Consider the following 24,628-nt stretch of genomic DNA (forward strand, 5'->3'; position numbering starts at 1 on the left):
GTATTTGGCAGATTGTGGTGATTATGATCACAAATGATAAGGTTTTAATTTGCGGAGCAAAATTAATATCATAAACTGAGTTTGACTAAATTGAGCGACTAAAATAAGTGGCTCAACCAAATACAAAAAATCCTAAATCCTATAGGGGGAACTTAAGGTGAATATTCTTGGATACTTTCAAAAAGTAGGCAAGGCGTTGATGGTACCAGTTGCCACATTGCCAGCTGCCGCGATACTAATGGGTATTGGTTATTGGATCGACCCAAATGGGTGGGGTTCAAACAGTGCCTTGGCTGCATTCCTGATTAAAGCAGGTGCTGCAATCATTGATAACATGTCTGTACTGTTTGCTGTTGGTGTGGCTTACGGTATGTCTAAAGATAAAGACGGTGCTGCTGCATTGTCGGGTTTTGTTGGTTTCTTAGTCGTGACGACTTTGCTTTCTCCAGGAGCCGTTGCACAGATCCAAGGTATTGATCCAAGCGCAGTTCCTGCTGCTTTTGGTAAAATCAACAACCAGTTTGTTGGTATTTTAGTAGGTATTGTTTCTGCTGAAATCTACAATCGCTTCTCTACTGTAGAATTGCATAAAGCATTAGCCTTCTTCTCTGGCAAACGCCTAGTACCTATTTTGACGTCGTTTGCTGGTATTTTTATCGCCTTCGTTCTGATGTATGTATGGCCGCATGTTTATGGTGGTCTAGTATCGTTTGGTGAATCGATTCAAGGTCTAGGTTCTGCGGGTGCAGGTATCTATGCGTTCTTTAACCGCTTGCTAATCCCTGTTGGTCTTCATCACGCACTGAACTCAGTATTCTGGTTTGACGTTGCGGGTATTAACGACATTCCTAACTTCTTAGGTGGTGCAAAATCTATCGCTGAGGGTACTGGTATCCCAGGCGTAACGGGTATGTACCAAGCAGGCTTCTTCCCTATTATGATGTTCGGTCTACCTGGTGCGGCATTGGCTATTTACCACACATCTACAGCGAAGAATAAAGAGAAAGTTGCTTCTATTATGATTGCAGCTGGTTTTGCTTCATTCTTTACCGGTGTAACTGAACCTCTAGAATTCTCGTTCATGTTCCTTGCTCCTGCACTATATGTACTGCATGCAGCATTGACGGGTCTATCAGTATTCATTGCTGCTTCAATGCAGTGGATTGCGGGTTTCGGTTTCTCTGCAGGCCTTGTGGATATGGTATTGTCATCACGTAACCCACTGGCGGTTAATTGGTACATGCTAATAGTTCAAGGTATTGTGTTCTTTGCTCTCTACTATGTAATTTTCCGTACCGTTATTTTGAAATTTGGCCTTAAAACACCAGGTCGCGAAGATGACGACAGCGATAGCAAAGTATCAGGCGCGAAAGAGTCTTCTGAGCTCGCTAAACAATACCTTAAAGCTCTAGGCGGTCACAGCAACCTATCTAACATCGATGCTTGTATCACTCGCTTACGTTTATCTGTCAATGACATGAGTATTATCGACGAGAAAACATTAAAAGCATTGGGTGCCATGGGTGTGGTGAAACTGGGTACTAATAACCTACAAGTTATCTTAGGCCCTCTTGCTGAAATCGTTGCTGGTGAGATGAAGTCTATCAATGCAAACGAAGATCTTTCTAGCGTGAAACTTCCTTAGTCTTAATCGCAACGGATGATTAGGTTATTTTAAAGCCTCTGCTTCATGCAGAGGTTTTTCTTATTCATCAAATGAGCGCTATTCAAATTTAAGGCTGCCCACAACGGTAGCTTTTGCCTATTTCTTACGCCCTTTGCCTGAAATTTTGCTTAGCCTAGCCAGACAAAAGGCAATGTCTTGAAATAATCGCAGGAAATGCCCACTTTTTATTGTGCAAGAGCGGATAATTGTGGATCATTAGCGACAAACTTTCTGTTTCTGCAAGCATTACTGCTCTTACATACAGAAAAATCTTCTGACGATACTAAATAATTTTGAGGTGCTATAGATGAGTGAAGCTGAGGCTCGTCCATCGAATTTTATTCGCCAAATCATTGATAAAGATTTAGCGGATGGCAAACACACAAGTGTGCATACTCGTTTTCCGCCCGAGCCAAATGGTTACCTGCACATCGGTCATGCTAAATCTATCTGCTTAAACTTTGGTATTGCTCAGGACTATCAGGGACAGTGTAATTTACGTTTTGACGATACAAACCCTGAAAAAGAAGATATGGAGTACGTTGAGTCAATCAAAGCCGACGTGAAATGGCTCGGCTTCCAATGGTCTGGTGATGTTTGTTATTCGTCAGATTATTTTGACAAACTATACCAATACGCGGTTGAGCTGATCCAAAAAGGTCTGGCTTATGTTGAAGAGCTCAGTCCAGAAGAGATCCGTGAATATCGAGGTACATTGACTCAAGCAGGTAAGCCAAGTCCGTACCGCGATCGCAGCATTGAAGAAAACCTAGCGCTATTTGAGAAAATGCGCGCTGGTGGTTTCGAAGAAGGCAAAGCGTGTTTACGTGCCAAGATTGACATGGCGTCATCCTTCATGGTGATGCGCGATCCTGTGCTTTACCGTGTTCGTTTCGCAGAGCATCACCAAACGGGTAACAAATGGTGCATTTATCCAATGTACGATTTTACCCACTGTATCTCGGATGCCTTGGAAGGGATCACGCACTCAATTTGTACCCTAGAGTTTCAAGATAACCGCCGTCTGTACGATTGGGTGTTGGAAAATATCACGATTGATTGTCGACCACATCAGTATGAGTTTAGCCGTTTAAACCTTGAATACACGGTAATGTCTAAGCGTAAACTAAACCAGCTGGTTACGGAAAAATTAGTGGATGGTTGGGATGACCCACGTATGCCGACGATTTCAGGTTTACGCCGCCGTGGATTCACACCAGCATCGATTCGTGAGTTTTGCAAACGCATAGGTGTGACAAAACAGGAAAATATGATCGAATTCAGTTCGTTAGAGTCTTGTATCCGTGAAGACTTAAACGAACATGCGCCTCGCGCCATGGCGGTTCTTGACCCTGTAAAAGTGGTGATAGAAAACTTTGAGGCGGGTAAAGTCGAGACGTTAACGCTGGCAAATCATCCAAACAAGCCTGAAATGGGCGAACGTGAAGTTCCATTTACTCGCGAATTGTGGATTGAACGTGAAGATTTCCGTGAAGAAGGCAACAAGAAATACAAACGTTTAGTGCTAGGCAAAGAAGTTCGCTTACGCGGCGCTTACGTAATAAAAGCAGAGCGCATTGAAAAAGATGCACAAGGCAATATTACGACAATATTCTGCACTTACGATATGGATACTCTGGGTAAAAACCCGGCAGATGGACGCAAAGTGAAAGGTGTTATTCACTGGGTATCCGCCGATAAAGCCTTGCCAGCTGAAATTCGTTTGTATGATCGCCTATTTACCGTTCCCAACCCGGCGGCAGCTGACAACTTTGCCGAAACTATTAACCCGGATTCATTGGTTAAAATTAATGGTTTTGTTGAGCCTAGTTTGATGTCGGCACACGCGGAGCAAGGTTATCAGTTTGAGCGCATGGGTTATTTCTGTGCTGACTCGAAAGATTCTAAACCAGAAGCGTTGGTTTTTAACCGCACAGTGGGTCTACGTGACACTTGGGCAAAAATAGACGCAGAGTAAGCTTAAGTACTATTTAAAAAGGTCAGCCAATGCTGGCCTTTCTTTTTATTATGGTACTGTTTTGTCTGAGCAAGCTCACTTAACGGGGAAAAATGTGTGAGATTCCTGCGATTATCGTAGTCGTGACACATTTTTTACCTTGCGTCCTATAGTTTTGCTAGCGTTATCCGATATATTAAACAGATCATCGTATTTATTTATTCCAAGCACATAGCTGAGCCTTATATGCGTCAAATTTTTCAGCGTCTACTGTTGCCGATAGCAATGGTTGCCGTGACTCAGACTTCTATCGTTAGTGCCGAGAGCATTCGCCTGGTTGGGCCGAATGGTGAGATCCAGTCTTCTCCTCAATTTTCAGAAAATCTCACTCAAACTCGTAATCTTCAGCAGGCTAATAGCCAACCATCGACGTTTTTTGGGCCAACCTTAGACAGCGACACTTTGTGGTCTATTGCCACTCGACTACGTCCATCGAATAACGTCACTGTACAACAAACCCTGCTGGCCATTTATCGGCTAAACCCTCAGGCGTTCGAAAATCAAAATATTCACAGTTTGATCCCAGGTAGCAACTTACGTGTTCCATCATTGGCACAGGTAAATAGTGCGCCCACCCAAGAAGCGGTCAATATCATGGCCGCGCATCAAGCCAAATTGAATGCTAATACGGCGCAGCCAACAGCGCCTGTTACTGCTGCTTCTACAGCTTTGCCTGAAAAAACAATTGCCTCTATTGCCGCTCAACCAGTTGTTGAAAAGACGAAGAGTGAACCTGTGCTAAAAGATATTGGCACACAAGTTGCGAAATCTGATACTGAATTACTGGCGCTTGAAGAGAAAAATCATAAGTTACGTTTGATGCTGGCAGATGTTCAATCTGAAGTCGATGCACTTAAAGGAGAACTCGGTGACGAAAACCGCATTCGCTCTGAAGTTGAAAAGCTACTTGATGAAGAACGTCGAAAAGCACTAGAGGCGCAAAAGCTTGCACCAAGTGCACTTGATCAACTGCTTTCCAACTCTTGGTTGGTCGCCGCTCTCGCCCTTATTCCTGGTTTGTTAATTGGTTTACTGGTTGTGATGTTGCTTGGCCGCCGATCCAAGCCAACGGAGCAGCCTGTTGTCACTCAAGGTAATCAAGAGCCCATAACGCCAATGGCTGCTGGCAGCCTTGAAGATATTGACGATGATTTAATGCTGGATGATGACTTGTTTGGTGAGTCTGATGATAGTGAGAAGTTATTTGGTGACGACATCACACTGGATGATGAAATCGATGACAATGCTGAGCAAGAATCGGACATTTTTGCCGATTTAGACGATACAGATTTAGACTTCAACCTCGAAGGTGAAGATGGCGAAGACCCATTTGCGAGTATCGGCGATGATGGTGATCTTGCTGCGGATTTAGAAGATTTGACCGCTAGCAGTAACGGCATCAGTGTTGGTGCTGACGAAAAAGCTGTCGGTCTCGATGAGATGGCGCGAGCTTTAGACGAAGCGTTATTAGATGAAGATGACGGCGAAACAGAATTTGATTTATCCGATGATGATGATTCCATCTCTGAAGACGACATTGACGCGTTATTGGCTGGAGATGATAAAGCTGAAGATCTCGGAAGCGATACTTTAGATCAATCGCTACTTGACGATTTGTTTGCCGCCAATAGTGATGACGATCATCATGATAGTTTTGACTTTGATTCATTATTGGATGAGTCCGAAGATGATTTCAACTTGGATTCAGAAGAGCCCGAGCTAGCAAAAACCGGCGGTAACTTCGATTTAAAAGAAGCAGAGCTAGCGTCGGATAGTGAACTTGATGATCTATTCGCAACGATTGAAGCGCAATCTGACCTCACCTCAATAGAAACTGATTCCTCCACTGAAACAGCGCTGCTGGATGAATTATTAGAAGAGCAAGATGAAGATGTCCTAGCAATTGATAGTGACAGTGTCGAACTGCTCGATGAGCTACTCGGTGATGATGAAGAGAGCGAGACAGACTTATCGGAAAGCACCGACTTACTTGAAGAACTTGTGCAGCCCGATAAAGACATCGCTTCGAGCGAAGAAGATATTGATGATGTTGACTTCACTGGTGATCAAACTCTGTATGAGTTATTGGGTGAAGAAACTACGGAATCCGACATTGAAACCGAGCTGGATGAGAATAGTACAGAGCTATTGGACGAACTATTTACTGACAATGGTTCTGAATCACTTGACTTTGAAAAGGCAGACCAAGAGCAAGAAGGTGCTGAAGATAAGGATAGTCTCGCTGAAGAAGATGGTACGGCATTATTTGAAGAGTTGCTGGAAATCGAGCAGCATGCTCAGAATATCGAAGAGACCGAACAGCAAAATAGCGAGTTGTTGGATAATGAAAACGATAGCGTTGAAGATTCCGAGTTTAACAGCGACATCTTCATTGACGATCTGCTAAGTGCCGCTCCTGAAAAAGATCCTCTACTGGATGATGAACAGATGGGAGTGGTTGATGGCGACATCGATGAAGAATTTATCGACGACTCATTTGATTTTAACCCAGAAATTGAAGGGGCAAGTTATCCGGATCTGAAGCCGAATGAGGAGCAACCTCTAAGCAGCTCGACATCCCCGGAAAAAATAGAACCCGCACAGGTTAGCAAACCAGAAGTCAGCCCTAACGAATTTGGAGTTCCACAAGATGAAGACTGGGACATTGGTGAGCTAGAAGACGAAGAACCAAGCCAAGCTGATGTTGAGCCGCTTCAAACCAATTCAGCAGAATCATCGGCAAAGGACCATGTTGAGGAGCTCCACGATGACAAGTTAGTGGAATTCGAAGAAGAAGATCTCCTTGCTTCCTTTAATGAGCCATCGCTAGAAGAACAGTCACAGAGCGAGCTTTCCGAAGTCCAACTGCCAGAGCCGTCAGAAGAAGACGCGCTGGCGGATGCGATAGCTGAGCCTCAAGAGGCGGCGTCAGAGCCTGTTGCTCAAGAAAGTTTTGAAGCGATTGACGAGCAAGCCTTACCTGAATTTAGTGAAGAAGATGCACTTGCTTCAATTAACGAGCCTCCTCTAGAAGAAAAGGAAGACGAGAGCGACCTTACGGATCTTGAGCTTCCAGAGTACACAGAAGAAGACGCGCTGGCGGATGCGATAGTTGAGCCTCAAGAGGCGGCGTCAGAGCCTGTCGCTCAAGAAAGTTTTGAAGCGATTGACGAGCAAGCCTTACCTGAATTCAGTGAAGAAGATGTACTCGCTTCAATTAACGAGCTTCCTCTAGAAGAAAAGGAAGACGAGAGCGACCTTACGGATCTTGAGCTGCCAGAGTACACAGAAGAAGACGCGCTAGCGGATGCGATAGCCGAGCCTCAAGAAGCGGCGTCAGAGCCTGTTGATCAAGAAAGTGTTGAAGCGATTGACGAGCAAGCCTTGCCTGAATTTAGTGAAGAAGATGCACTTGCTTCAATTAGTGAGCCTTCTCTAGAAGAAAAGGAAGACGAGAGCGACCTTACGGATCTTGAGCTGCTAGAGTACACAGAAGAAGACGCGCTAGCGGATGCGATAGCCGAGCCTCAAGAAGCGGCGTCAGAGCCTGTTGCTCAAGAAAGTTTTGAAGCGATTGACGAGCAATCCTTACCTGAATTTAGTGAAGAAGATGCACTTGCTTCAATTAGCGAGCCTTCTCTTGATGAAAAGGAAGACGAGAGCGACCTTACGGATCTTGAGCTGCCAGAGTACACAGAAGAAGACGCGCTGGCGGATGCGATAGCCGAGCCTCAAGAAGCGGCGTCAGAGCCTGTTGCTCAAGAAAGTTTTGAAGCGATTGACGAGCAAGCCTTGCCTGAATTCGATGAAGAAGATGCACTTGCTCCAATTAACGAACCAGCACTAGAAACAGATCAACAGCCGCTTTTAGAAGATGATGACACAGACCAATTGCAGAGTGTTTCAAAACAGGAGTTCGATGAGAAAGCCTTAAAAGATTGGCTAGATGAGGAAAGTGTATCTTCTGCGCCATTCTCTTTTGATCGACCATTAGATGCTCGTACCATTGATAGTGCTGGTATGAATATTGATGCAATGTTAGAGGTAGGCGGTGAAGATTGGAACGGTTTTAATTTAACGCCAGATCAACAAGCTTCCATCCCAGATGACGTGCCTGAAGAAGAGCTTGCCGTTTGGAACGATGATATCCAAACCGACGAGCCTCAAATTCTTGATGAAAACTGGGGAATTCAAGATGAACTCGATGATTTTGAAGCCCAAAAGAGCCAGTACATGACCATCGATGAGCTAATGGCTCAAGTTGAGGGTGAAGAGGGGATTAGCCCTGAAGATGAAGAACTCAAGTTAGATGTTGGTTTAAGTGAATTTCCGGATGTGATTGGTGACATTGGTGATATCGATGTAGACAATAACTCTGAGGCGGCGGGTAAGCTTGACCTCGCCAAAATTTACATCGAGATGAACGATGATAAAGGGGCGATAAAACTGTTAGAGGAAGCCATTGTTGATGGTAGTGATGATATTCGACGAGAAGCGAAATCCTTGATTGACAGCATTAATCGCCGAGCTTAAAAACAAACGAGGCCGTGAATATACGGCCTCGTTGTTATTGAATAGCCTTTTCTGACTTGCAGATGACCTGAACTTCACATTGAAAGTTGTCGGGGTAGATGGCTTGTCGATTAGAATTTTTTTTTGATTGCGATTATACTGCCCGACCCATTTTCAAAGAGAATCAGATGATGAGAATCGCTTTAGGTATTGAGTACAATGGTTCTCAATACTATGGTTGGCAGCGACAACGTGACGTTAAAAGTGTCCAAGAAGAATTAGAAAAAGCACTCACAGTTGTGGCGAACCATCCGGTTGAAGTATTGTGTGCGGGGCGCACCGATGCAGGGGTTCACGGCACAGGGCAGGTGATACATTTTGATACTACGGCTTGCCGAAAAATGGTCGCTTGGACAATGGGTGTCAATGCTCATTTACCAAAAGATATCGCTGTTCGTTGGGCAACTGAGGTTTCAAGCGATTTTCACGCTCGCTTTTCGGCTACAGCACGCCGTTATCGCTACATCATTTATAATCATGCTTATCGCCCTGGCATATTATCTTCAGGTGTCAGTCATTATCATGGCGATTTAGACGTTGAGAAAATGCAGCAAGCAGGGCAGCTTTTATTGGGCGAAAATGATTTCACCTCTTTTCGCGCTGTGCATTGTCAATCGAATAGTCCTTGGCGAAACGTCATGCATTTGAATGTGACTCGGCATGGCAACTATGTCGTTATCGACATTAAAGCAAATGCTTTTGTCCATCATATGGTGCGAAATATTACCGGTAGCCTCATCGTTGTCGGCCGTGGTGAGCAGCCTCCCGAATGGATAAAATGGTTGCTTGAAGCCAAAGATAGAAAACTGGCGGGTGCAACAGCCAAAGCTGAAGGATTATATTTGGTTGCTGTTGATTATCCAGAAGAATTTTCTTTACCAAAAGAGTCGCTTGGGCCGCTATTTTTAGCTGATAATTTGAACTAATAACGCGTAAAGTGTCCAAAACAGAGTCGTGACGTGTGTGAAAATGACAGCCAGAAAATAGGTACAACCAGTTTTTTGTCTACACTAAGCATTTTATATGTTTTAATCCTCACGCATAAATCCCAAATTTGTATCTTTCGCAATCACGCGAGAGAGTTAAGAGTAAAGGTCTTCCATGAGTTGGCTTGAAAAGATTTTAGAAAAAAGCAATATCGTAACTTCGCGTAAAGCATCCATCCCTGAAGGGGTTTGGACTAAATGTACTTCTTGTGAGCAAGTGTTATATCACGCTGAGCTTGAGCGTAACTTGGAAGTGTGCCCTAAATGTGATCATCACATGCGCATGAAAGCACGTCGCCGCTTAGAGACTTTTCTTGATGAACAGAATCGTGTCGAGATTGGTGACGAGTTAGAGCCGCAAGATAAACTCAAGTTTAAAGACTCAAAACGTTATAAAGAACGCCTTTCAGCCGCTCAAAAAAGCAGTGGTGAGAAAGACGCTCTTGTGGTGATGCAAGGCGAACTATTGGGTATGCCTTTGGTTGCTTGTGCTTTTGAGTTTTCTTTCATGGGTGGTTCAATGGGGTCTGTCGTTGGTGCGCGTTTCGTACGAGCTGTTGATGCCGCTATAGAAAACAACTGTGGTTTGGTCTGCTTTTCTGCCAGTGGCGGCGCGCGTATGCAAGAAGCGTTAATGTCATTGATGCAGATGGCAAAAACCAGTGCGGCGCTTGAACGTTTATCAAGCAAAGGCTTACCTTATATCTCAGTGATGACGGACCCGACCATGGGTGGCGTATCGGCAAGTTTAGCGATGCTTGGTGACATCAATATTGGTGAACCTAAAGCACTGATTGGTTTTGCAGGTCGTCGAGTTATCGAACAAACGGTACGTGAAGATCTACCTGAAGGTTTCCAACGTAGCGAATTCCTAATTGAGCATGGTGCGATTGATATGATTGTCGATCGCCGTGAAATGCGTCAACGCGTGGGGGGATTGATCGCTAAATTGACCAATCACAGTTCACCATTGGTCGTTTCTGTTGATGATTCACCGATTGAACCTGATTACGCTGTACCAGAAGCGCACGAAAAAGGTTAAAGTAGGCACTAACACACTAACTGCTTAATGGTTATAAACGTTAGATGACTCAAAACCTTATCCCACAAGCCACATCCTCTCTTGCGATGTGGCTTGATTATTTAGCGAATATTCATACCTCCGCTATCGACCTTGGCTTGGATCGTGTTCAAGCTGTGGCTCAAAAAGCGAATCTTATTAAACCTGCACCTACCGTAATTACCGTGGCTGGAACGAATGGCAAAGGCTCGACCTGTGCATTGATGGAAGCCATTTTATTGGATGCAGGTTATCGCGTGGGCGTTTATAGCTCACCTCATCTTATCCGTTATAACGAACGCGTGCGTATTAATGCGCTTGAGCTCAGCGATGAACAGCATACGCAAGCCTTCGCTTTTGTTGAAGCGCAACGGGGTGACATCAGTTTAAGCCTATTTGAGTTCGGTACATTGGCGGCGCTGCGTTTATTTCAAACGCAAGCGGTGGATGTCATTTTATTGGAAGTTGGGCTAGGTGGCCGACTTGATGCGACCAATATCGTGGATCACGATGTTTCTGTGATCACCAGCTTGGCGATTGATCACGTGGATTGGCTCGGCGATGACATCAATGTTATTGGCTATGAGAAAGCGGGGATTTATCGCGCAGGTAAACCCGCTATTTGCGGCCAGCCTAAGCCACCACCAACGGTTGCAGCGCATGCCGATGATATTGGTGCGGAGATGTACCAAGTCGGTATTCAGTTTTCCTATGAACTGGCCTCTGAAACAACGTGGAATTGGCGAAGTGGTCCATTTGAGTTATCTGATTTACCGCTCCCTCGCTTGCCCTTGCCTAATGCGGCTACGGCATTAATGGCACTCGGCTGCTCCGGTTTAGCTGTGAGTGATGTCAATATCGTCAATGGGCTTAGCAACGCAACACTTGCTGGGCGGATGCAAAAAATCAGTGATAGCCCAGAAATCATTCTTGATGTTGCACATAATCCCCATTCGGCCGAATATTTGGTGGCGCAGCTCAAACAGCGTTACGCACACAAAAAGGTCCATGTGGTAGTTGGCATGCTGCACGATAAAGATGTGAAGGCCACGCTTCATCAACTGAAATCAATCGCTAACGTTTGGTATCCTGCTTCATTAAGTGGCCCTAGAGCCGCGCAAGCGAATGAACTGTGTCATTACCTTGAGCCTGGCGTTAAACCGTTTGCTAACCCAGTCAGTGCTTTTGAAGCCGCGATGACACAAGCCGATAGCAATGATGTCATTATCGTAGTTGGGTCGTTTCATACTGTGGGTGAAGTATTAGAGCACTGGCAGAACAAAGGAGTATAAATGGCAAGTAAGTTTCAGAGCCGCTTGGTAGGAACGATTATATTGGTGGCGATAGGGGTGATAGTGTTACCTGATGTATTGGATGGCAAAAAGACCCACTACAAAGAAGATATCGCCAGCATCCCAATTAAGCCCGAATTAGACAGCGACGTAGAGAAGTTTGAAATTCTCGACCCCGTTGAAGATCAAGTCGCGTTGCCCGATTCGCCTGTGGAAGTGATCGCACAAACTAACCAGAGCGACGCAGCAACGCAGAGCAAGCCACTCACTGTGAAAGTGAAAGAAACGGCGGAAAGAAATGATTACCAAGATAGTGCTTGGCTCATTCAGTTGATGGCATTAAAGAATGCCGAAAACGCAAAAACCGTGGTTAAAGATCTGCAAAAACGGGGTTATCAAGCCCATACTAAGCAAGAAAATGGCTTCACTCGGATCATTATTGGCCCAGATGTTTCCAAAACTAAGCTTGAGCGTCAACTCTTAGAACTGGAAAAAATTACCGGTGCAAAAGGTCAATTGCTCAAATTTAAACCACTAAACCCATAAGAAAACGTTTGCGTCGCGTTTTTTTCTGTTAAAATGCGCGCCAACTTAAGATGTAGAACTCATGAATTGGTTAGATATTGTCATTTTAAGTGTGATCGGCCTATCGGCATTGATCAGTTTAGTCCGTGGCTTTGCTAAAGAAGCGTTGTCATTAGTGATATGGTTCGGTGCATTTTTTATTGCCAGCCAATACTACGCAAAACTTGCGGTGTATTTTTCAAATATCAAAGATGACATGTTTCGTAATGGCGCGGCCATCGCAGCACTGTTTGTTGCAACACTCATTGTCGGAGCGATCATTAACTATGTGATTGCTCAATTGGTACAAAAAACGGGCCTATCTGGAACTGATCGGGTACTGGGCATTGTTTTTGGAGCATTGCGTGGTGTGTTGATTGTTTCAGCTGCCTTGTTTTTTATGGATGCGTTTACCGCATTTCCAAATTCAGAGTGGTGGAAGAGCTCGCAATTGGTACCGGAATTTAGCCGTATCATTGCGCCGTTCTTTGAGCACTTACAAGCAACATCAAGTTTTCTCTCTGGCGCGATTTAGCGCCAGTTACTGTCGCAAATCGAGGATCAGGACATGTGTGGTATTGTTGGAATCGTGGGTACAACGCTGGTAAACCAGTCAATTTATGACGCGTTAACGGTATTGCAGCATCGTGGCCAAGATGCCGCTGGTATTTGTACCATAGAAAGCAATCGTTTCCGTCTGCGTAAGGCGAACGGTTTAGTGAAAGATGTCTTTGAAGCAAAACACATGCAGCGTCTTCAAGGAACGGTGGGTATTGGACATGTGCGTTATCCTACTGCGGGTAGTTCGAGTGCCTCAGAAGCTCAACCTTTCTACGTTAACTCCCCGTTCGGTATCACGCTTGCTCATAACGGCAACCTCACCAATGCCAACGAAGTACGCCAGAAGTTGTTTGAAAAAGATCGTCGCCATATCAATACCACTTCAGATTCCGAAGTGCTGCTTAACGTCTTGGCGCATGAAATTGATACAGTCAGAGGCAATGTAACCGCAGAAGATGTGTTTCGTGCTGTCGCTAATGTACATCGCACCATTCGCGGTGCTTATGCTGTTGTCGCGATGATCATTGGGCATGGGATGATCGCGTTTCGTGACCCGCATGGTATTCGTCCTATCTGCTTAGGTAAACGTGAAGTCGATGGCCGTACCGAATACATGGCCGCTTCGGAGTCGGTGGCGCTAGATGCTGTCGGCTTTGATTTTGTGCGTGACCTTGCCCCCGGGGAAGCGGTGTATGCGACCTTTGATGGCCAGCTATTTACTAAACAATGTGCCGATAATCCAACACTTAACCCATGCATTTTTGAATTTGTCTACTTCGCCCGCCCAGATTCGTTTATCGACAAAATTTCGGTTTACAGCGCGCGCGTAGAAATGGGTAAAAAGCTGGGTGAGCGCATCAAGAACGAATTTGCTGACTTAGATATTGATGTCGTGATCCCCATTCCTGAGACTTCGTGTGATATCGCATTGCAAATTGCACAAGCGATTGATATTCCATATCGCCAAGGTTTTGTCAAAAACCGCTACGTTGGCCGCACATTTATTATGCCGGGCCAGCAACAGCGTAAAAAATCGGTGCGCCGTAAACTCAATGCGATTCGTTCTGAATTTAAGGGCAAAAACGTGTTGCTAGTGGATGACTCGATAGTGCGTGGAACTACGTCAGAGCAAATTATTGAGATGGCTCGTGATTCTGGTGCAAACAAGGTGTACATGGTGTCAGCCGCGCCTGAGATCCGTTTCCCTAACGTCTATGGTATTGATATGCCAAGTGCTAACGAGTTGATTGCTCATGGTCGAGATGCCGATGAAATTGCGCAGCGAATTGGTGCCGATGCTCTGATTTTCCAAAATCTGGAAGATTTAGTCGATGCCGTTGGTATGGGTAACCGCGATATTGCAAAATTTGAAGCGTCGGTATTTAACGGCGAATATGTCACGGGCGATATTGATCAGCAGTATCTTGATTTTCTTGAATCGATGCGTAGCGACGATGCAAAAACGGTTCGAGAAATCCAGCAAGATCTCGCCAACCTAGAGATTCATAACGAAGGCGCGTAATCGAGCGCATCTCCCCAAATAGGCTGCAAAGAAAAAGGCTTCCATCTAGGAAGCCTTTTTTGTGCTCGTTAACAGGGTTTGACTAAAGGATCATTGCTGCAATCCAGCCAAACACAATCAGTGGAATATTATAATGGATAAAGGTTGGAACCACCGTTTCCCAAATATGTTCGTGCTGACCATCCGCATTTAGGCCTGACGTTGGCCCCAAGGTGGAATCTGACGCTGGAGAGCCTGCATCGCCCAACGCAGCAGCGGTACCCACTAGCGCAATGGTCGCCATAGGCGAAAAGCCAAAGGCGAGGGCAAGGGGCACGTAAATGGTTGCGATGATTGGAATCGTTGAGAAGGATGAACCAATGCCCATAGTGACCAACAAACCGACGATCAGCATTAATAAAGCGGATAAAGCTTTATTGTCGCCGATGCTTACTGATAAGGCTTCTACCAGAGACTCAACGCCACCGGTGGCTTTCATCACGGCGGCAAATCCGGCCGCTGAAATCATAATAAAGCCAATCATTGCCATCATATGTACACCTTTGGTGAATACATCGTGCGTCTCTTTCCATGCAATCACACCACCAAAAGTGAAGACCATAAAACCAGCCAGTGCGCCGATGATCATCGAACCTGTGGACAGTTGCACGGCAAGTGCCGTGATAATACCGAGCGCGGCAATCAAAATATGCTTTTTGTTGATCGCTTTTGGTTCGGTATTAATGACAGTATGTTCCGTCTCTTGATACTGGCGAGGTTTACGATAGGTAAAGAAAATGGCGACCAGTAAGCCAAAAATCATCCCAGCGGCGGGTAGCAGCATGGCTATCGGCACTTGGCTTGCCGTCACGTTTTCAAGGCCATTATCGCGTAAATTCTTGAGTAAGATGTTATTGAGGAAAATCCCACCAAAGCCGACAGGCAAGACCATATAGGGCGTGATAAGGCCAAAAGTGAGCACGCAAGCAATCAGCCTGCGGTCAAGCTTCAGCTTGGCAAAGACGCCCAATAGCGGTGGAATTAAAATCGGAATAAAGGCGATATGGACAGGAATGATATTTTGCGATGACATGGTAACTAGAACCAGCGCGACCAGAACCGCATACTTCAAACCTGTGGTGGCCGCACCATGCTCTTTGCCATGGATACGCTTAATCACGTTTTGCGCCAGTAAGTCAGTAATACCAGATTTAGAAATCGCGACGGCAAAGGTGCCTAGCATCGCATAACTTAGTGCGATGGTTGCACCACCACCTAAGCCACTTTCAAATGCAGAAACAGCGTCATTTAAACTCATCCCTGCAACTAAACCACCGACGATCGCACTAAATGTCAGTGCGACGACGACATTGACCCGCATCAGCGCAAGAAGCAGCATGATGCATACAGAAATTACTACAGGATTCATATATTTCTCGGTTAGTTGTGTTTACTTGTTATTGTTTTCTGAAGGTTCAACAAGTGGCCATCCGCCAAGGGCCTTCCATTTGTTGACGATACCGCAAAAAAGTTCGGCTGTTTTTTGCGTATCGTATAGCGCTGAATGCGCTTCTCTATTGTCAAATTCCATCCCAGCGGATTTGCACGCTTTGGCCAAAACGGTTTGCCCATAGGCTAAACCACTTAGCGCAGCGGTATCAAAAGTCGCAAAAGGGTGGAAAGGGACTCGTTTTAGCTTGCAGCGTTCACTGGCTGCCATCACGAAATTCAAGTCAAAGGTAGCATTGTGCGCCACCATGATCGCGCGGCTACAGTCATTGTCGCGTTGCTCTTTTCGGACTAGCTTATAAATTTCTCTGAGTGCTTCGGCTTCGCTGACAGCACCGCGTAATGGGCTAAATGGGTCACGAATGCCATTAAACTCAAGCGCCTCTTTTTCAAGGTTGGCACCTTCAAAAGGCTCAACATGAAAGTGAATCGTCGATGCTGGGTGCAGATCACCTTGTTCATCCATACGCAACGTAATCGCGCAGATTTCTAATAGTGCATCGGTCTTTGCATTGAAACCGGCTGTTTCGACGTCGATGACGACGGGAAAATAACCGCGGAAACGCTTTTTCAGTGTCAATGCTTCATTTACTTCAGTCATGCTAGCTCTTGGTTGTGTGACAGGGCTGGCATTATTACAGATTCTTTCTACGATAAAAACCAAACACGTTAATAAATGCAGGTTTCACTATGCGTTGGATAGTGTGGTGATGTGGCTAGATTTTTGCATTAACTTAGTCAATAGAAAGCGAAGCGGCAATTTTCCGCCATCGTTGTAGTATCGCTCGGAGAATAAAATCGTTATGAATAAATGGGTTACTGCCACTATTGTGATGACCAGCATACTGACATCCTTTGCCCCTATGGCGATGGATAAGCGTTATGTGGCAACACCACAGCAGTCTACGTGGCAGATGGTGACGAATACCCCTTTAGAGTGCCGTTTGGTCCATCCGATCCCCAATTACGGTGACGCTGAATTCTCTTCACGTGCGAATAAGAAGATTAACCTCGATTTCGAACTCAAAATGCGTCGTCCAATGGGCGAAACTCGCAATGTAAGTTTAGTGTCATTACCACCGAGTTGGCGTCCGGGTGAGAGTGCAGACCGTATTACCAATTTGCAATTCTTCAAACAGTTCGATGGTTACATCGGTGGTCAAACCGCTTGGAGCCTACTCAGTGAATTGGAAAAAGGACGCTATCCAACCTTTAGCTACCAAGATTGGCAAAGCCGAGATCAGCGCATTGAAGTGGCTCTCTCGTCGGTTCTTTTTCAAGAGAAGTACAACGTGTTTAGCGATTGTGTGAGCAATTTGCTGACGTACAGTTTTGAAGATATCTCATTTACGATTCTGCATTACGACCGCGATAATGTGCAACTCAATAAAGCTTCGCAAAAACGGCTTGCGCAAATTGCTGACTATATTCGCTATAACCAAGATATTGATTTGGTGTTGGTTTCTACCTATACCGACTCTGTTGATAGTCGAGGAGTGAGCCAGGATCTTTCTGAGCGTAGGGCTGAGGTATTAAGAGATTACTTTAAATCACTGGGGTTACCTGAGGATCGCATTCAAGTGCAAGGCTATGGTAAACGCAGGCCGATTGCCGACAATGCATCACCCATTGGCAAAGATAAAAACCGTCGTGTGGTTATTTCACTGGGTCGAACAATTATCTAATAACGTTAGAGTAAAAAAGCAGCCCATTTCAAAGGCTGCTTTTTGTGATGTTATCCGGGAAACCTTACGCATCTAGTTTATATAACTAGCCGATGCCGCAAAGAGGCTTATCCTTCTAAACCTGCTGACGCTTGTTTGTTTTGGATAAGTTCAATCATGTAACCATCAGGATCTTTCACAAAAGCGATATGTGTGGTGCCACCTTTTACTGGGCCAGCTTCACGGGTCACATTACCTCCAGCCGCTTTAATCGCGTCACAGGTGGTATACACATCTTCAACACCAATGGCGATGTGGCCAAAAGCATTACCTAGGTCATAGCTTGTGGTGCCCCAGTTATAGGTCAGTTCGATCACCGCACCCTGAGATTCATCGCCATAACCCAGAAATGCCAATGTGTATTTGTATTCTGTATTTTCATTAGTACGAAGCAGTTGCATACCCATGACCTTGGTGTAAAACGCGATCGATTTTTCTAAATCGCCTACGCGTAGCATGGTGTGCAAAATACGACTATTTGACATGTTGAGCTCCTAACTTTCTGATGAAATATCTATCTCCACCCGACCACTGTGGCGATGATGTTGGCTTACGTTCACCCACTCCAATCACAGAGTTTATCTATGTTCAAAGGAATTCGTTTACTTACTGCCTACTTGCAGAGTTGAGTCTTTTGGGGATCTGGTTAAATTTTATAGGTCAGTTTTATCAGAGAATTCGCAAAGATCTTCAATGATACAACTGCCACAACGCGGCTTTCTTGCGACACAGGTGTAGCGACCATGTAAGATCAACCAATGATGAACATCAACTTTGAATTCTTTAGGGACGACTTTGAGCAGCTTTTGTTCCACTTCATCAACGTTTTTACCCACCGCAAACTTGGTTCTATTTGAAACACGGAAAATATGCGTGTCAACGGCGATGGTTGGCCATCCGAAAGCGGTGTTCAATACCACATTGGCCGTTTTTCTGCCAACGCCGGGCAGCGATTCTAATGCTTCACGGCTCTCAGGCACTTCTCCTGCGTATTGATCCAATAAGATACGGCAAGTTTTGATGACGTTTTCTGCTTTGGAATTGAATAAACCAATGGTTTTGATGTATTGCTTTAGCCCATCAACGCCAAGCTCAAAGATGGCTTGTGGCGTATTAGCAATAGGGTAAAGTTTGTCAGTGGCCTTATTAACGCTGACGTCAGTCGCTTGAGCAGAAAGCAGTACTGAGATCAGTAACTCAAACGGTGTGCTCCATTTAAGCTCGGTTTCTGGCTTCGGGTTATTGGCCCGTAAGCGCTCGAGGATCTCGACTCGTTTGACATTATTCATCGTTTGGAAAACTTCCTTATGATTTCGCTAAGCGTTAGTGACGCGTGCTCGTTCTATGACGGGCTTTTGTTCTTTAGGTTGGCGAGCAGCCAGATTTTTATCGATGATATTTTTAGCTGCAATCAAAAAGCCAACACCAATAAACGCTCCAGGCGGCAAGAGCGCAAGCAAGAAGCTGTTGTCAAAATGGAAGACCTCAATGCGTAAAATGGTTGCCCAATGACCCAGTAATAAATCAGCACCATCAAACAGTGTACCATTGCCAATTACTTCACGCAGTGCGCCCAAAATGACCAGAATAGTGGTCATTCCCATGCCCATCCAAAATCCATCTTGTGCTGAAGGCAACACTGCATTTTTTGAGGCAAATGCTTCGGCGCGACCGATGATGATACAGTTGGTCACAATCAGAGGAATGAAGATCCCTAGCGATAGGTACAGGCCGTAAGCGTAGGCATTCATTAACAGTTGTACGCAAGTTACTAGTGCGGCGATGATCATCACAAACACAGGAATACGGACTTCTTTGGGGACATAATCTCGTACTAATGAGATGGTGACATTTGAACAGACGAGAACCAGCAATGTCGCAACGCCTAAACCTAGCGCATTCGTGACAGTGGAAGAAACCGCTAGTAAAGGGCACAGTCCAAGTTGTTGAACGAGCGCAGGGTTGTTGCTCCACATCCCGTTTTTAATCAGTGTCTTATGATCACTCATTGCTGGCTCCTTTACAGTCAAAAGGTTGTGCTAATAGTGCTTCTCGATGTTGATTCACAAACTGAGCGGTATTTTTCACCGCTTTGACGACGGCTCGCGGCGTAATCGTCGCTCCAGTAAACTGATCAAATTGTCCCCCATCTTTGCGCACTTTCCAAGTCTCGATATTTTGCTCAGTGACTTGCTTGCCAGTAAAGCTCAATATCCAATCAGTGACGCGTAAATCTATTTTGTCACCTAACCCCGGTGTTTCTTGATGAGACAGAACGCGAGTCCCTGTGATGGTGCCATCGTGCTTGATGCCAATAATTACCTTGATCGCGCCGTTATAGCCATCAGGTGCGATGGCTTCAATAGCCAGTCCACTCGGTTCACCGTTTTGTGTGGCAATATAAGCGTGCATAGGTTGGTCTGTACCAAGTGCAGGATCAGTCACCAGTGTACAGGATTTGTACAGTTCGTTGTCGTGCAAACTGTGCGGGATCACTTGGTTTAAAATCGATTGCAGTTGAATCTGCTCTTGCTTGGTTATTTGATCTTTTGTTAGGTATTGGGTTAACGCTACAACACCTGTTGAAGCACAGGCAAAGATAGCGAGAATCAAACCGTTATTGCGAATGGCGGTTAACATAGCGCTCCTTAATGCCCGTAGGTTCGAGGTTTAGTGTAGTAATCAATCAGTGGGACACACATGTTGGCAAGTAATACAGCGAAGGCTACCCCGTCAGGGAAGCCTCCCCAACTGCGGATAATGAAAATCATCATGCCAATAAATGCGCCGTAAATTAAGCGACCTTTGACGGTTGTCGAAGCGGTGACTGGATCGGTTGCGATGAAAAAAGCGCCGAGCATAGTCGCGCCCGAGAGCAAATGAAACAAGGGTGAGGCGGTTGCTCCCGGTTCAATAAGCGCAGTGAAAGCACTTGCCATTACTAAACCACACAGCACCGCAATCGGGATATGCCAGTTGATCACACGTAGTTTGATCAATAATAAGCCGCCAGCTAAATAGGCAAGGTTAACCCATTCCCAGCCAAGCCCCGCTAACCCACTAAATTGAGGCTGGCTCATCGCTTCATGCAGAGTCTCACCATTATGTAATCCGGTTTTTACGGCGTCCAATGGGGTGGCCATAGTGACACCATCGATACCCGTTCGGATTTGTTGTAGTGATAAACCTTCTACGTTGAAGCCACTGAAAATAAGTGAAAATGCATCACTAAACGAGCTGGGATCCGGGGCTAATTCCGTTGGAGCAATCCAACTGGTCATCTGCACAGGGAAAGAGATAAGCAAAACCACATAAGCAATCATGGCGGGGTTGAATGGGTTTTGTCCTAGTCCGCCGTATAAGTGTTTTGCAATAATGATGGCAAAAATAAGGCCAATAAAGATAACCCACCAAGGGGACATCGGAGGAATGGCAATGGCCAGAAGCCAAGCGGTGACCACGGCGCTGTAATCTTTGATTGCCAACAGTGGTGAGCGCTTACGCAGTAGCATAACGGCAGATTCAAAAGCCAAAGCGATGATGATAGCGAGCATCAGTTGAATGAGAGTACCCCAACCAAAGAAGTAGCTTTGCGCGATAAGCCCCGGTAAGGCGCACAAGGCGACCCACTTCATCAGTTCTGATGTGCTGCGTTTGCTGTGTGCATGGGGGGAGCTGGCAATAAAAAAGGCCACTAATTATTCTCCTCAGAATTATGATTGTTTTTCGCTTGTGCTGTTTGCTGCTCGGCTTTGCGTGCTTTCGCGCGGGCAATGGCGGCAGCGACTGCCGCTTTTTTGGCATCCTCAGATTGAGTAGGCGCAGGTTCAAGCGTTGGCTGAGGTTCACTTGGCGCCGTTTGCTGCTCTGCCTTGCGCGCTTTTGCGCGAGCAATGGCGGCAGCGACTGCCGCTTTTTTGGCATCCTCAGGTTGAATAGGTGCAGGTTCAAGCGTTGGCTGAGGCTCACTCGGAGCCGTTTGCTGCTCTGCCTTGCGTGCTTTCGCGCGGGCAATGGCAGCAGCGACTGCCGCTTTTTTGGCATCCTCAGGTTGAGCAGGTGCAGGTTCAAGCGTTGGCTGAGGCTCACTCGGCGCCGTTTGCTGCTCTGCCTTGCGCGCTTTGGCGCGGGCAATGGCGGCAGCGACTGCCGCTTTTTTGGCATCCTCAGGTTGAGTAGGTGCAGGTTCAAGCGTTGGCTGAGGTTCACTTGGAGCCGTTTGCTGCTCTGCTTTGCGCGCTTTTGCGCGAGCAATGGCGGCAGCGACTGCTGCTTTTTTATCATCACCAGTTTCTGCTGGTGGTGCATCAGCACTGGTTTGCTGCGCTTTTTTCTCGCGAGCTTGACGTTTGCGCTCTTCGCGCAATTTAACCATTTCAGCGTTATCTGGCTCGACTTGACCTGCTTGCAGTGCTTCGGCTTGCTTGGCTTTAGCGCGAGCAATAGCCGCAGCAACGGCGGGTTTTACGGTGCTTGGGTTATTTTCTGTTTGTGCTTTTTGCGCTTGAACGCGAGCAATGGCCGCCGCAATCGCATCGTCGCCGCCTGTGTGTTTCATCTCTTGGCGACGTTCATCGGCTGCTTTTTTGAAACGATTCTCGCGATCGGCTTTATCGCGTTCTAAACGTGCTTTTTTCTCTTCGAAACGTACTCTGGCACGTTCAGCGGCTTCTGATTCTTGCTGGCGAGTTTTTATCTCAGCCTTGGCTTGACGATAGTATTGCACCAATGGAATTTCACTGGGGCAAACATAAGCACAAGCCCCACACTCAATGCAATCTTTGAGGTTCAGTTCTTCACACTTATCATATTCTTCCGCTTTCGCGTGCCAGAACAGTTGCTGAGGCAATAAGGAGGCCGGGCAGGCTTCCGCGCACTGACCACAGCGAATGCAGGCCATTTCATGTTGTGAAGAGGCAATCTCTTTACGAGTGGGTGCCAGAATGCAGTTGGTGGTTTTGGTGATCGGAACTTGCGAATGAGGCAGGGTGAACCCCATCATCGGGCCGCCCATGATAAGACGCGGTAATTTTTTATCTGCCTTATAGCCAAATTGTTCGAGTAAATATTGTACGGGTGTGCCTAATAAAACCCAGACATTCCGGGGCTGTTTAAACGTATTGCCCGTTAAGGTGACTACGCGGTTAATCAGGGGTTCGCCATCCATGACGGCGCGTTTAATCGCGTAGATAGAGCCAACATTTTGTACCATCAAGCCAATATCGGCTGGAATTTTACCCGCAGGCACTTCTTGGTTGGTCAGCAATTTAATTAACTGCTTTTCACCACCTGAAGGGTATTTGGTTGGGATCACGCGGATCACGATGTCTTTATGTGTTGCGGCGGCTTCTAACGCTTGAATTGCTTCAGGTTTGTTATCTTCAATACCGATGATGGTTAATTTGGGCTTAAGAATGTGCTCTACAATACTGATCCCATCGATGATCTCTGCGGCATGGTGCTGCATGAGTACATCATCGGCCGTGATGTAAGGTTCACATTCGGCGGCGTTGATGATCAAAATATCAGTGCGAGCGAGGCCTGATTGCATTTTTTTTGCAGTAGGAAAACCGGCGCCGCCCAACCCAGAGATGCCAGCTTGACGAATGATTTCAATCAATTGCTCTGGGGAGTGTCGTCGATAATCAGCCAGTGGTGCGCGCACTGCCCACTCATCTTGTTGATCTGGCGTGATGACAATACACATTTCACTTAACCCAGAAGGGTGCGCCGTGGTGCGCGGTTCAATGGCGGTAATGATGCCAGAGGTTGAAGCGTGTACAGGCAACATGAAGGTTGAGGTGTATTGTGTTAGTGGTTGGCCTTTGAGTACTTTATCGCCAACGCTGACCAGTAAATCACCGGCTCGGCCAATATGCTGTTTGAGTGGCAATACAATTTCTTGCGGTATACCGGGATGAGTCAGTGCCGTTTGATTTGACTGCTGTTTATTTTCTGGCGGGTGAATGCCTCCCGGGAAGTTCCAGAGAGTGCCAGCTTTGATTTGTTCTATTAATGACAACATACCAATCCTTAATTCACGCTTTTCTGCGCACGTGAGGCAGAGTCGGTAACATCAACAACAGGAATCGCGTTCATTTGCCACTTCCAAGTATCGGTCGTAGTTTCTACCGGGATCATTTCAATACAGTCCGTTGGGCAGGGAGCAACACACAGATCACAGCCAGTACATTCTGACTTGATCACGGTATGCAGAGCCTTAGTTCCACCAACAATGGCATCTACGGGACAAGCTTGAATGCATTTTGTACAACCGATGCACATATCTTCATGAATGAAGGCAACGGTTTTGACCTTATTATCAAGATCATGCGCAGACTCTTCGGCTTCAACGCCCATTAAGTCAGCCAATTTTTCAATGGTTGCTTGGCCGCCGGGCGGGCATTTATTGATTTTATCGCCATTGGCAATGGCTTGTGCATAAGGGCGACAGCCCGGATAGCCACATTGACCGCATTGTGTCTGAGGTAAAATCGCATCAATCTGATCGACGATAGGATCGGCTTCTACTTTAAAGCGGATAGAGGCAAAACCTAAGATAGCGCCAAACACAGCGGCCAATGCGACAAGTGCAAGAATAGCGATGAGTATTGTGCTCATATTACAACTTCACCAATCCTGTAAAACCCATGAAGGCGAGTGACATAAGACCTGCGGTTATCATAGCAATTGATGCGCCTTTGAAGGGCGTTGGTACGTCGGCTACGCCGATGCGTTCGCGCATGGAAGCAAACAGAATCAATACCAATGAGAACCCAACCGCGGCACCAAAACCATAAATAATGGATTGAATGAAGTTATGATTTTCGTTGATGTTGAGAAGCGCAACCCCAAGTACCGCACAGTTGGTGGTGATAAGAGGAAGGAAAATCCCGAGCAGGCGATATAACGTTGGGCTGGTTTTGTGTACCACCATTTCGGTGAACTGCACCACCACGGCGATCACTAAAATAAAGCTCATGGTGCGTAAGTACTCAATACCTAATGGTTTAAGAACATAGCTTTCTACTAAATACGCACACACTGACGCTAGAGTTAGCACGAAAGTCGTCGCTAACCCCATCCCTATTGCGGTTTCTAGTTTTTTTGATACGCCCATGAAAGGACATAGCCCTAGAAACTTTACCAGTACAAAGTTATTGACCAGCACAGTGC

20 protein-coding genes are annotated in these 24,628 nt (G+C 46.0%); 10 read left to right on the forward strand and 10 right to left on the reverse strand.

Annotated features, from left to right (window positions below):
* Window positions 1-157 precede the first annotated feature (157 nt).
* The 9 genes from nagE to purF all read left to right on the forward strand — a co-directional run bounded on the left by nagE (window position 158) and on the right by purF (window position 14,240).
* Window positions 158-1,645, forward strand: a complete 1,488-nt coding sequence (nagE, locus tag B9J84_RS11015) for an N-acetylglucosamine-specific PTS transporter subunit IIBC (protein WP_013857296.1) — start codon at window positions 158-160, stop codon at window positions 1,643-1,645.
* A 328-nt stretch (window positions 1,646-1,973) separates the two neighbouring features.
* Entirely contained in the window at window positions 1,974-3,644 is a 1,671-nt protein-coding gene (glnS, locus tag B9J84_RS11020; protein ID WP_094124135.1) for a glutamine--tRNA ligase, read from the forward strand.
* 225 nt (window positions 3,645-3,869) lie between these two features.
* Window positions 3,870-8,216 (forward strand): FimV/HubP family polar landmark protein, encoded by a 4,347-nt coding sequence (locus B9J84_RS11025; RefSeq protein ID WP_094124136.1) that lies wholly within the window; start codon window positions 3,870-3,872, stop codon window positions 8,214-8,216.
* Between the two features lie 170 nt (window positions 8,217-8,386).
* Window positions 8,387-9,181, forward strand: a complete 795-nt coding sequence (gene truA, locus B9J84_RS11030) for a tRNA pseudouridine(38-40) synthase TruA (protein WP_026027499.1) — start codon at window positions 8,387-8,389, stop codon at window positions 9,179-9,181.
* A gap of 175 nt (window positions 9,182-9,356) precedes the next feature.
* The gene (gene accD, locus B9J84_RS11035; RefSeq protein WP_013857293.1) at window positions 9,357-10,283 is read left to right on the forward strand and encodes an acetyl-CoA carboxylase, carboxyltransferase subunit beta; all 927 of its coding nucleotides are present in this window, start codon (window positions 9,357-9,359) and stop codon (window positions 10,281-10,283) included.
* Window positions 10,284-10,327: 44 nt separating this feature from the next.
* On the forward strand, window positions 10,328-11,593 hold the full coding sequence (folC, locus tag B9J84_RS11040) for a bifunctional tetrahydrofolate synthase/dihydrofolate synthase (protein WP_094124137.1): 1,266 nt from the start codon (window positions 10,328-10,330) through the stop codon (window positions 11,591-11,593).
* Window positions 11,594-12,139: an SPOR domain-containing protein gene (locus tag B9J84_RS11045; protein WP_013857291.1), complete on the forward strand. Its 546-nt coding sequence runs from the start codon at window positions 11,594-11,596 to the stop codon at window positions 12,137-12,139.
* 61 nt (window positions 12,140-12,200) lie between these two features.
* Window positions 12,201-12,692 carry a CvpA family protein gene (locus B9J84_RS11050; RefSeq protein ID WP_013857290.1) on the forward strand — a complete coding sequence of 164 codons (492 nt, stop codon included), beginning with the start codon at window positions 12,201-12,203 and terminating at the stop codon, window positions 12,690-12,692.
* Between the two features lie 33 nt (window positions 12,693-12,725).
* Window positions 12,726-14,240, forward strand: a complete 1,515-nt coding sequence (purF, locus tag B9J84_RS11055) for an amidophosphoribosyltransferase (protein ID WP_013857289.1) — start codon at window positions 12,726-12,728, stop codon at window positions 14,238-14,240.
* Window positions 14,241-14,322: 82 nt separating this feature from the next.
* Here the strand turns inward: purF and B9J84_RS11060 are convergent, their stop codons facing one another.
* Window positions 14,323-15,648, reverse strand: a complete 1,326-nt coding sequence (locus tag B9J84_RS11060; protein ID WP_010318473.1) for a Na+/H+ antiporter family protein — start codon at window positions 15,646-15,648, stop codon at window positions 14,323-14,325.
* A gap of 21 nt (window positions 15,649-15,669) precedes the next feature.
* Window positions 15,670-16,329, reverse strand: coding sequence for a ribonuclease T (rnt, locus tag B9J84_RS11065; protein ID WP_010318472.1), 660 nt, complete (start codon window positions 16,327-16,329; stop codon window positions 15,670-15,672).
* A 202-nt stretch (window positions 16,330-16,531) separates the two neighbouring features.
* Between rnt and motY the strand changes: the two genes are divergently transcribed.
* Window positions 16,532-17,413 (forward strand): flagellar protein MotY, encoded by an 882-nt coding sequence (gene motY / locus B9J84_RS11070; protein ID WP_013857286.1) that lies wholly within the window; start codon window positions 16,532-16,534, stop codon window positions 17,411-17,413.
* A 107-nt stretch (window positions 17,414-17,520) separates the two neighbouring features.
* Here motY and gloA read toward each other — a convergent pair whose 3' ends face one another.
* From gloA to rsxA, 8 genes are all read right to left on the reverse strand, one after another.
* Window positions 17,521-17,937, reverse strand: a complete 417-nt coding sequence (gloA, locus tag B9J84_RS11075; protein ID WP_013857285.1) for a lactoylglutathione lyase — start codon at window positions 17,935-17,937, stop codon at window positions 17,521-17,523.
* Between the two features lie 168 nt (window positions 17,938-18,105).
* The gene (gene nth / locus B9J84_RS11080; protein WP_010318469.1) at window positions 18,106-18,741 is read right to left on the reverse strand and encodes an endonuclease III; all 636 of its coding nucleotides are present in this window, start codon (window positions 18,739-18,741) and stop codon (window positions 18,106-18,108) included.
* Window positions 18,742-18,768: 27 nt separating this feature from the next.
* A complete protein-coding gene (locus B9J84_RS11085; protein ID WP_010318468.1) occupies window positions 18,769-19,461 on the reverse strand; it encodes an electron transport complex subunit E in 693 nt (230 codons plus the stop codon).
* Entirely contained in the window at window positions 19,454-20,092 is a 639-nt protein-coding gene (gene rsxG, locus B9J84_RS11090; RefSeq protein WP_013857283.1) for an electron transport complex subunit RsxG, read from the reverse strand. Before rsxG ends, B9J84_RS11085 begins: the two co-directional genes overlap by 8 nt.
* Before the next feature lie 8 nt (window positions 20,093-20,100).
* Window positions 20,101-21,147, reverse strand: coding sequence for an electron transport complex subunit RsxD (gene rsxD / locus B9J84_RS11095; RefSeq protein WP_017048034.1), 1,047 nt, complete (start codon window positions 21,145-21,147; stop codon window positions 20,101-20,103).
* Window positions 21,147-23,477: an electron transport complex subunit RsxC gene (rsxC, locus tag B9J84_RS11100; RefSeq protein WP_094124138.1), complete on the reverse strand. Its 2,331-nt coding sequence runs from the start codon at window positions 23,475-23,477 to the stop codon at window positions 21,147-21,149. Before rsxC ends, rsxD begins: the two co-directional genes overlap by 1 nt.
* Before the next feature lie 8 nt (window positions 23,478-23,485).
* Window positions 23,486-24,073, reverse strand: coding sequence for an electron transport complex subunit RsxB (rsxB, locus tag B9J84_RS11105; RefSeq protein WP_013857280.1), 588 nt, complete (start codon window positions 24,071-24,073; stop codon window positions 23,486-23,488).
* A gap of 1 nt (window position 24,074) precedes the next feature.
* Window positions 24,075-24,628, reverse strand: a 554-nt coding sequence (rsxA, locus tag B9J84_RS11110; protein ID WP_094124139.1) for an electron transport complex subunit RsxA, incomplete at its 5' end; no start/stop codon positions are given.

Source organism: Vibrio sp. V03_P4A6T147, from assembly GCF_002241085.1.
Taxonomy (GTDB): Bacteria; Pseudomonadota; Gammaproteobacteria; order Enterobacterales; family Vibrionaceae; genus Vibrio; species Vibrio anguillarum.

What these genes read in the sequence shown, in the direction of transcription:
- rnt (WP_010318472.1), bottom strand. Translation starts at nt 16,329, where the DNA reads ATGACTGAAGTAAATGAAGCATTGACACTGAAAAAGCGTTTCCGCGGT.
- B9J84_RS11060 (WP_010318473.1), bottom strand. Translation starts at nt 15,648, where the DNA reads ATGAATCCTGTAGTAATTTCTGTATGCATCATGCTGCTTCTTGCGCTG.
- truA (WP_026027499.1), top strand. Translation starts at nt 8,387, where the DNA reads ATGAGAATCGCTTTAGGTATTGAGTACAATGGTTCTCAATACTATGGT.
- rsxB (WP_013857280.1), bottom strand. Translation starts at nt 24,073, where the DNA reads ATGAGCACAATACTCATCGCTATTCTTGCACTTGTCGCATTGGCCGCT.
- glnS (WP_094124135.1), top strand. Translation starts at nt 1,974, where the DNA reads ATGAGTGAAGCTGAGGCTCGTCCATCGAATTTTATTCGCCAAATCATT.
- folC (WP_094124137.1), top strand. Translation starts at nt 10,328, where the DNA reads ATGACTCAAAACCTTATCCCACAAGCCACATCCTCTCTTGCGATGTGG.
- accD (WP_013857293.1), top strand. Translation starts at nt 9,357, where the DNA reads ATGAGTTGGCTTGAAAAGATTTTAGAAAAAAGCAATATCGTAACTTCG.
- motY (WP_013857286.1), top strand. Translation starts at nt 16,532, where the DNA reads ATGAATAAATGGGTTACTGCCACTATTGTGATGACCAGCATACTGACA.
- gloA (WP_013857285.1), bottom strand. Translation starts at nt 17,937, where the DNA reads ATGTCAAATAGTCGTATTTTGCACACCATGCTACGCGTAGGCGATTTA.
- B9J84_RS11045 (WP_013857291.1), top strand. Translation starts at nt 11,594, where the DNA reads ATGGCAAGTAAGTTTCAGAGCCGCTTGGTAGGAACGATTATATTGGTG.
- B9J84_RS11050 (WP_013857290.1), top strand. Translation starts at nt 12,201, where the DNA reads ATGAATTGGTTAGATATTGTCATTTTAAGTGTGATCGGCCTATCGGCA.
- B9J84_RS11085 (WP_010318468.1), bottom strand. Translation starts at nt 19,461, where the DNA reads ATGAGTGATCATAAGACACTGATTAAAAACGGGATGTGGAGCAACAAC.
- rsxG (WP_013857283.1), bottom strand. Translation starts at nt 20,092, where the DNA reads ATGTTAACCGCCATTCGCAATAACGGTTTGATTCTCGCTATCTTTGCC.
- nth (WP_010318469.1), bottom strand. Translation starts at nt 18,741, where the DNA reads ATGAATAATGTCAAACGAGTCGAGATCCTCGAGCGCTTACGGGCCAAT.
- rsxC (WP_094124138.1), bottom strand. Translation starts at nt 23,477, where the DNA reads ATGTTGTCATTAATAGAACAAATCAAAGCTGGCACTCTCTGGAACTTC.
- B9J84_RS11025 (WP_094124136.1), top strand. Translation starts at nt 3,870, where the DNA reads ATGCGTCAAATTTTTCAGCGTCTACTGTTGCCGATAGCAATGGTTGCC.
- purF (WP_013857289.1), top strand. Translation starts at nt 12,726, where the DNA reads ATGTGTGGTATTGTTGGAATCGTGGGTACAACGCTGGTAAACCAGTCA.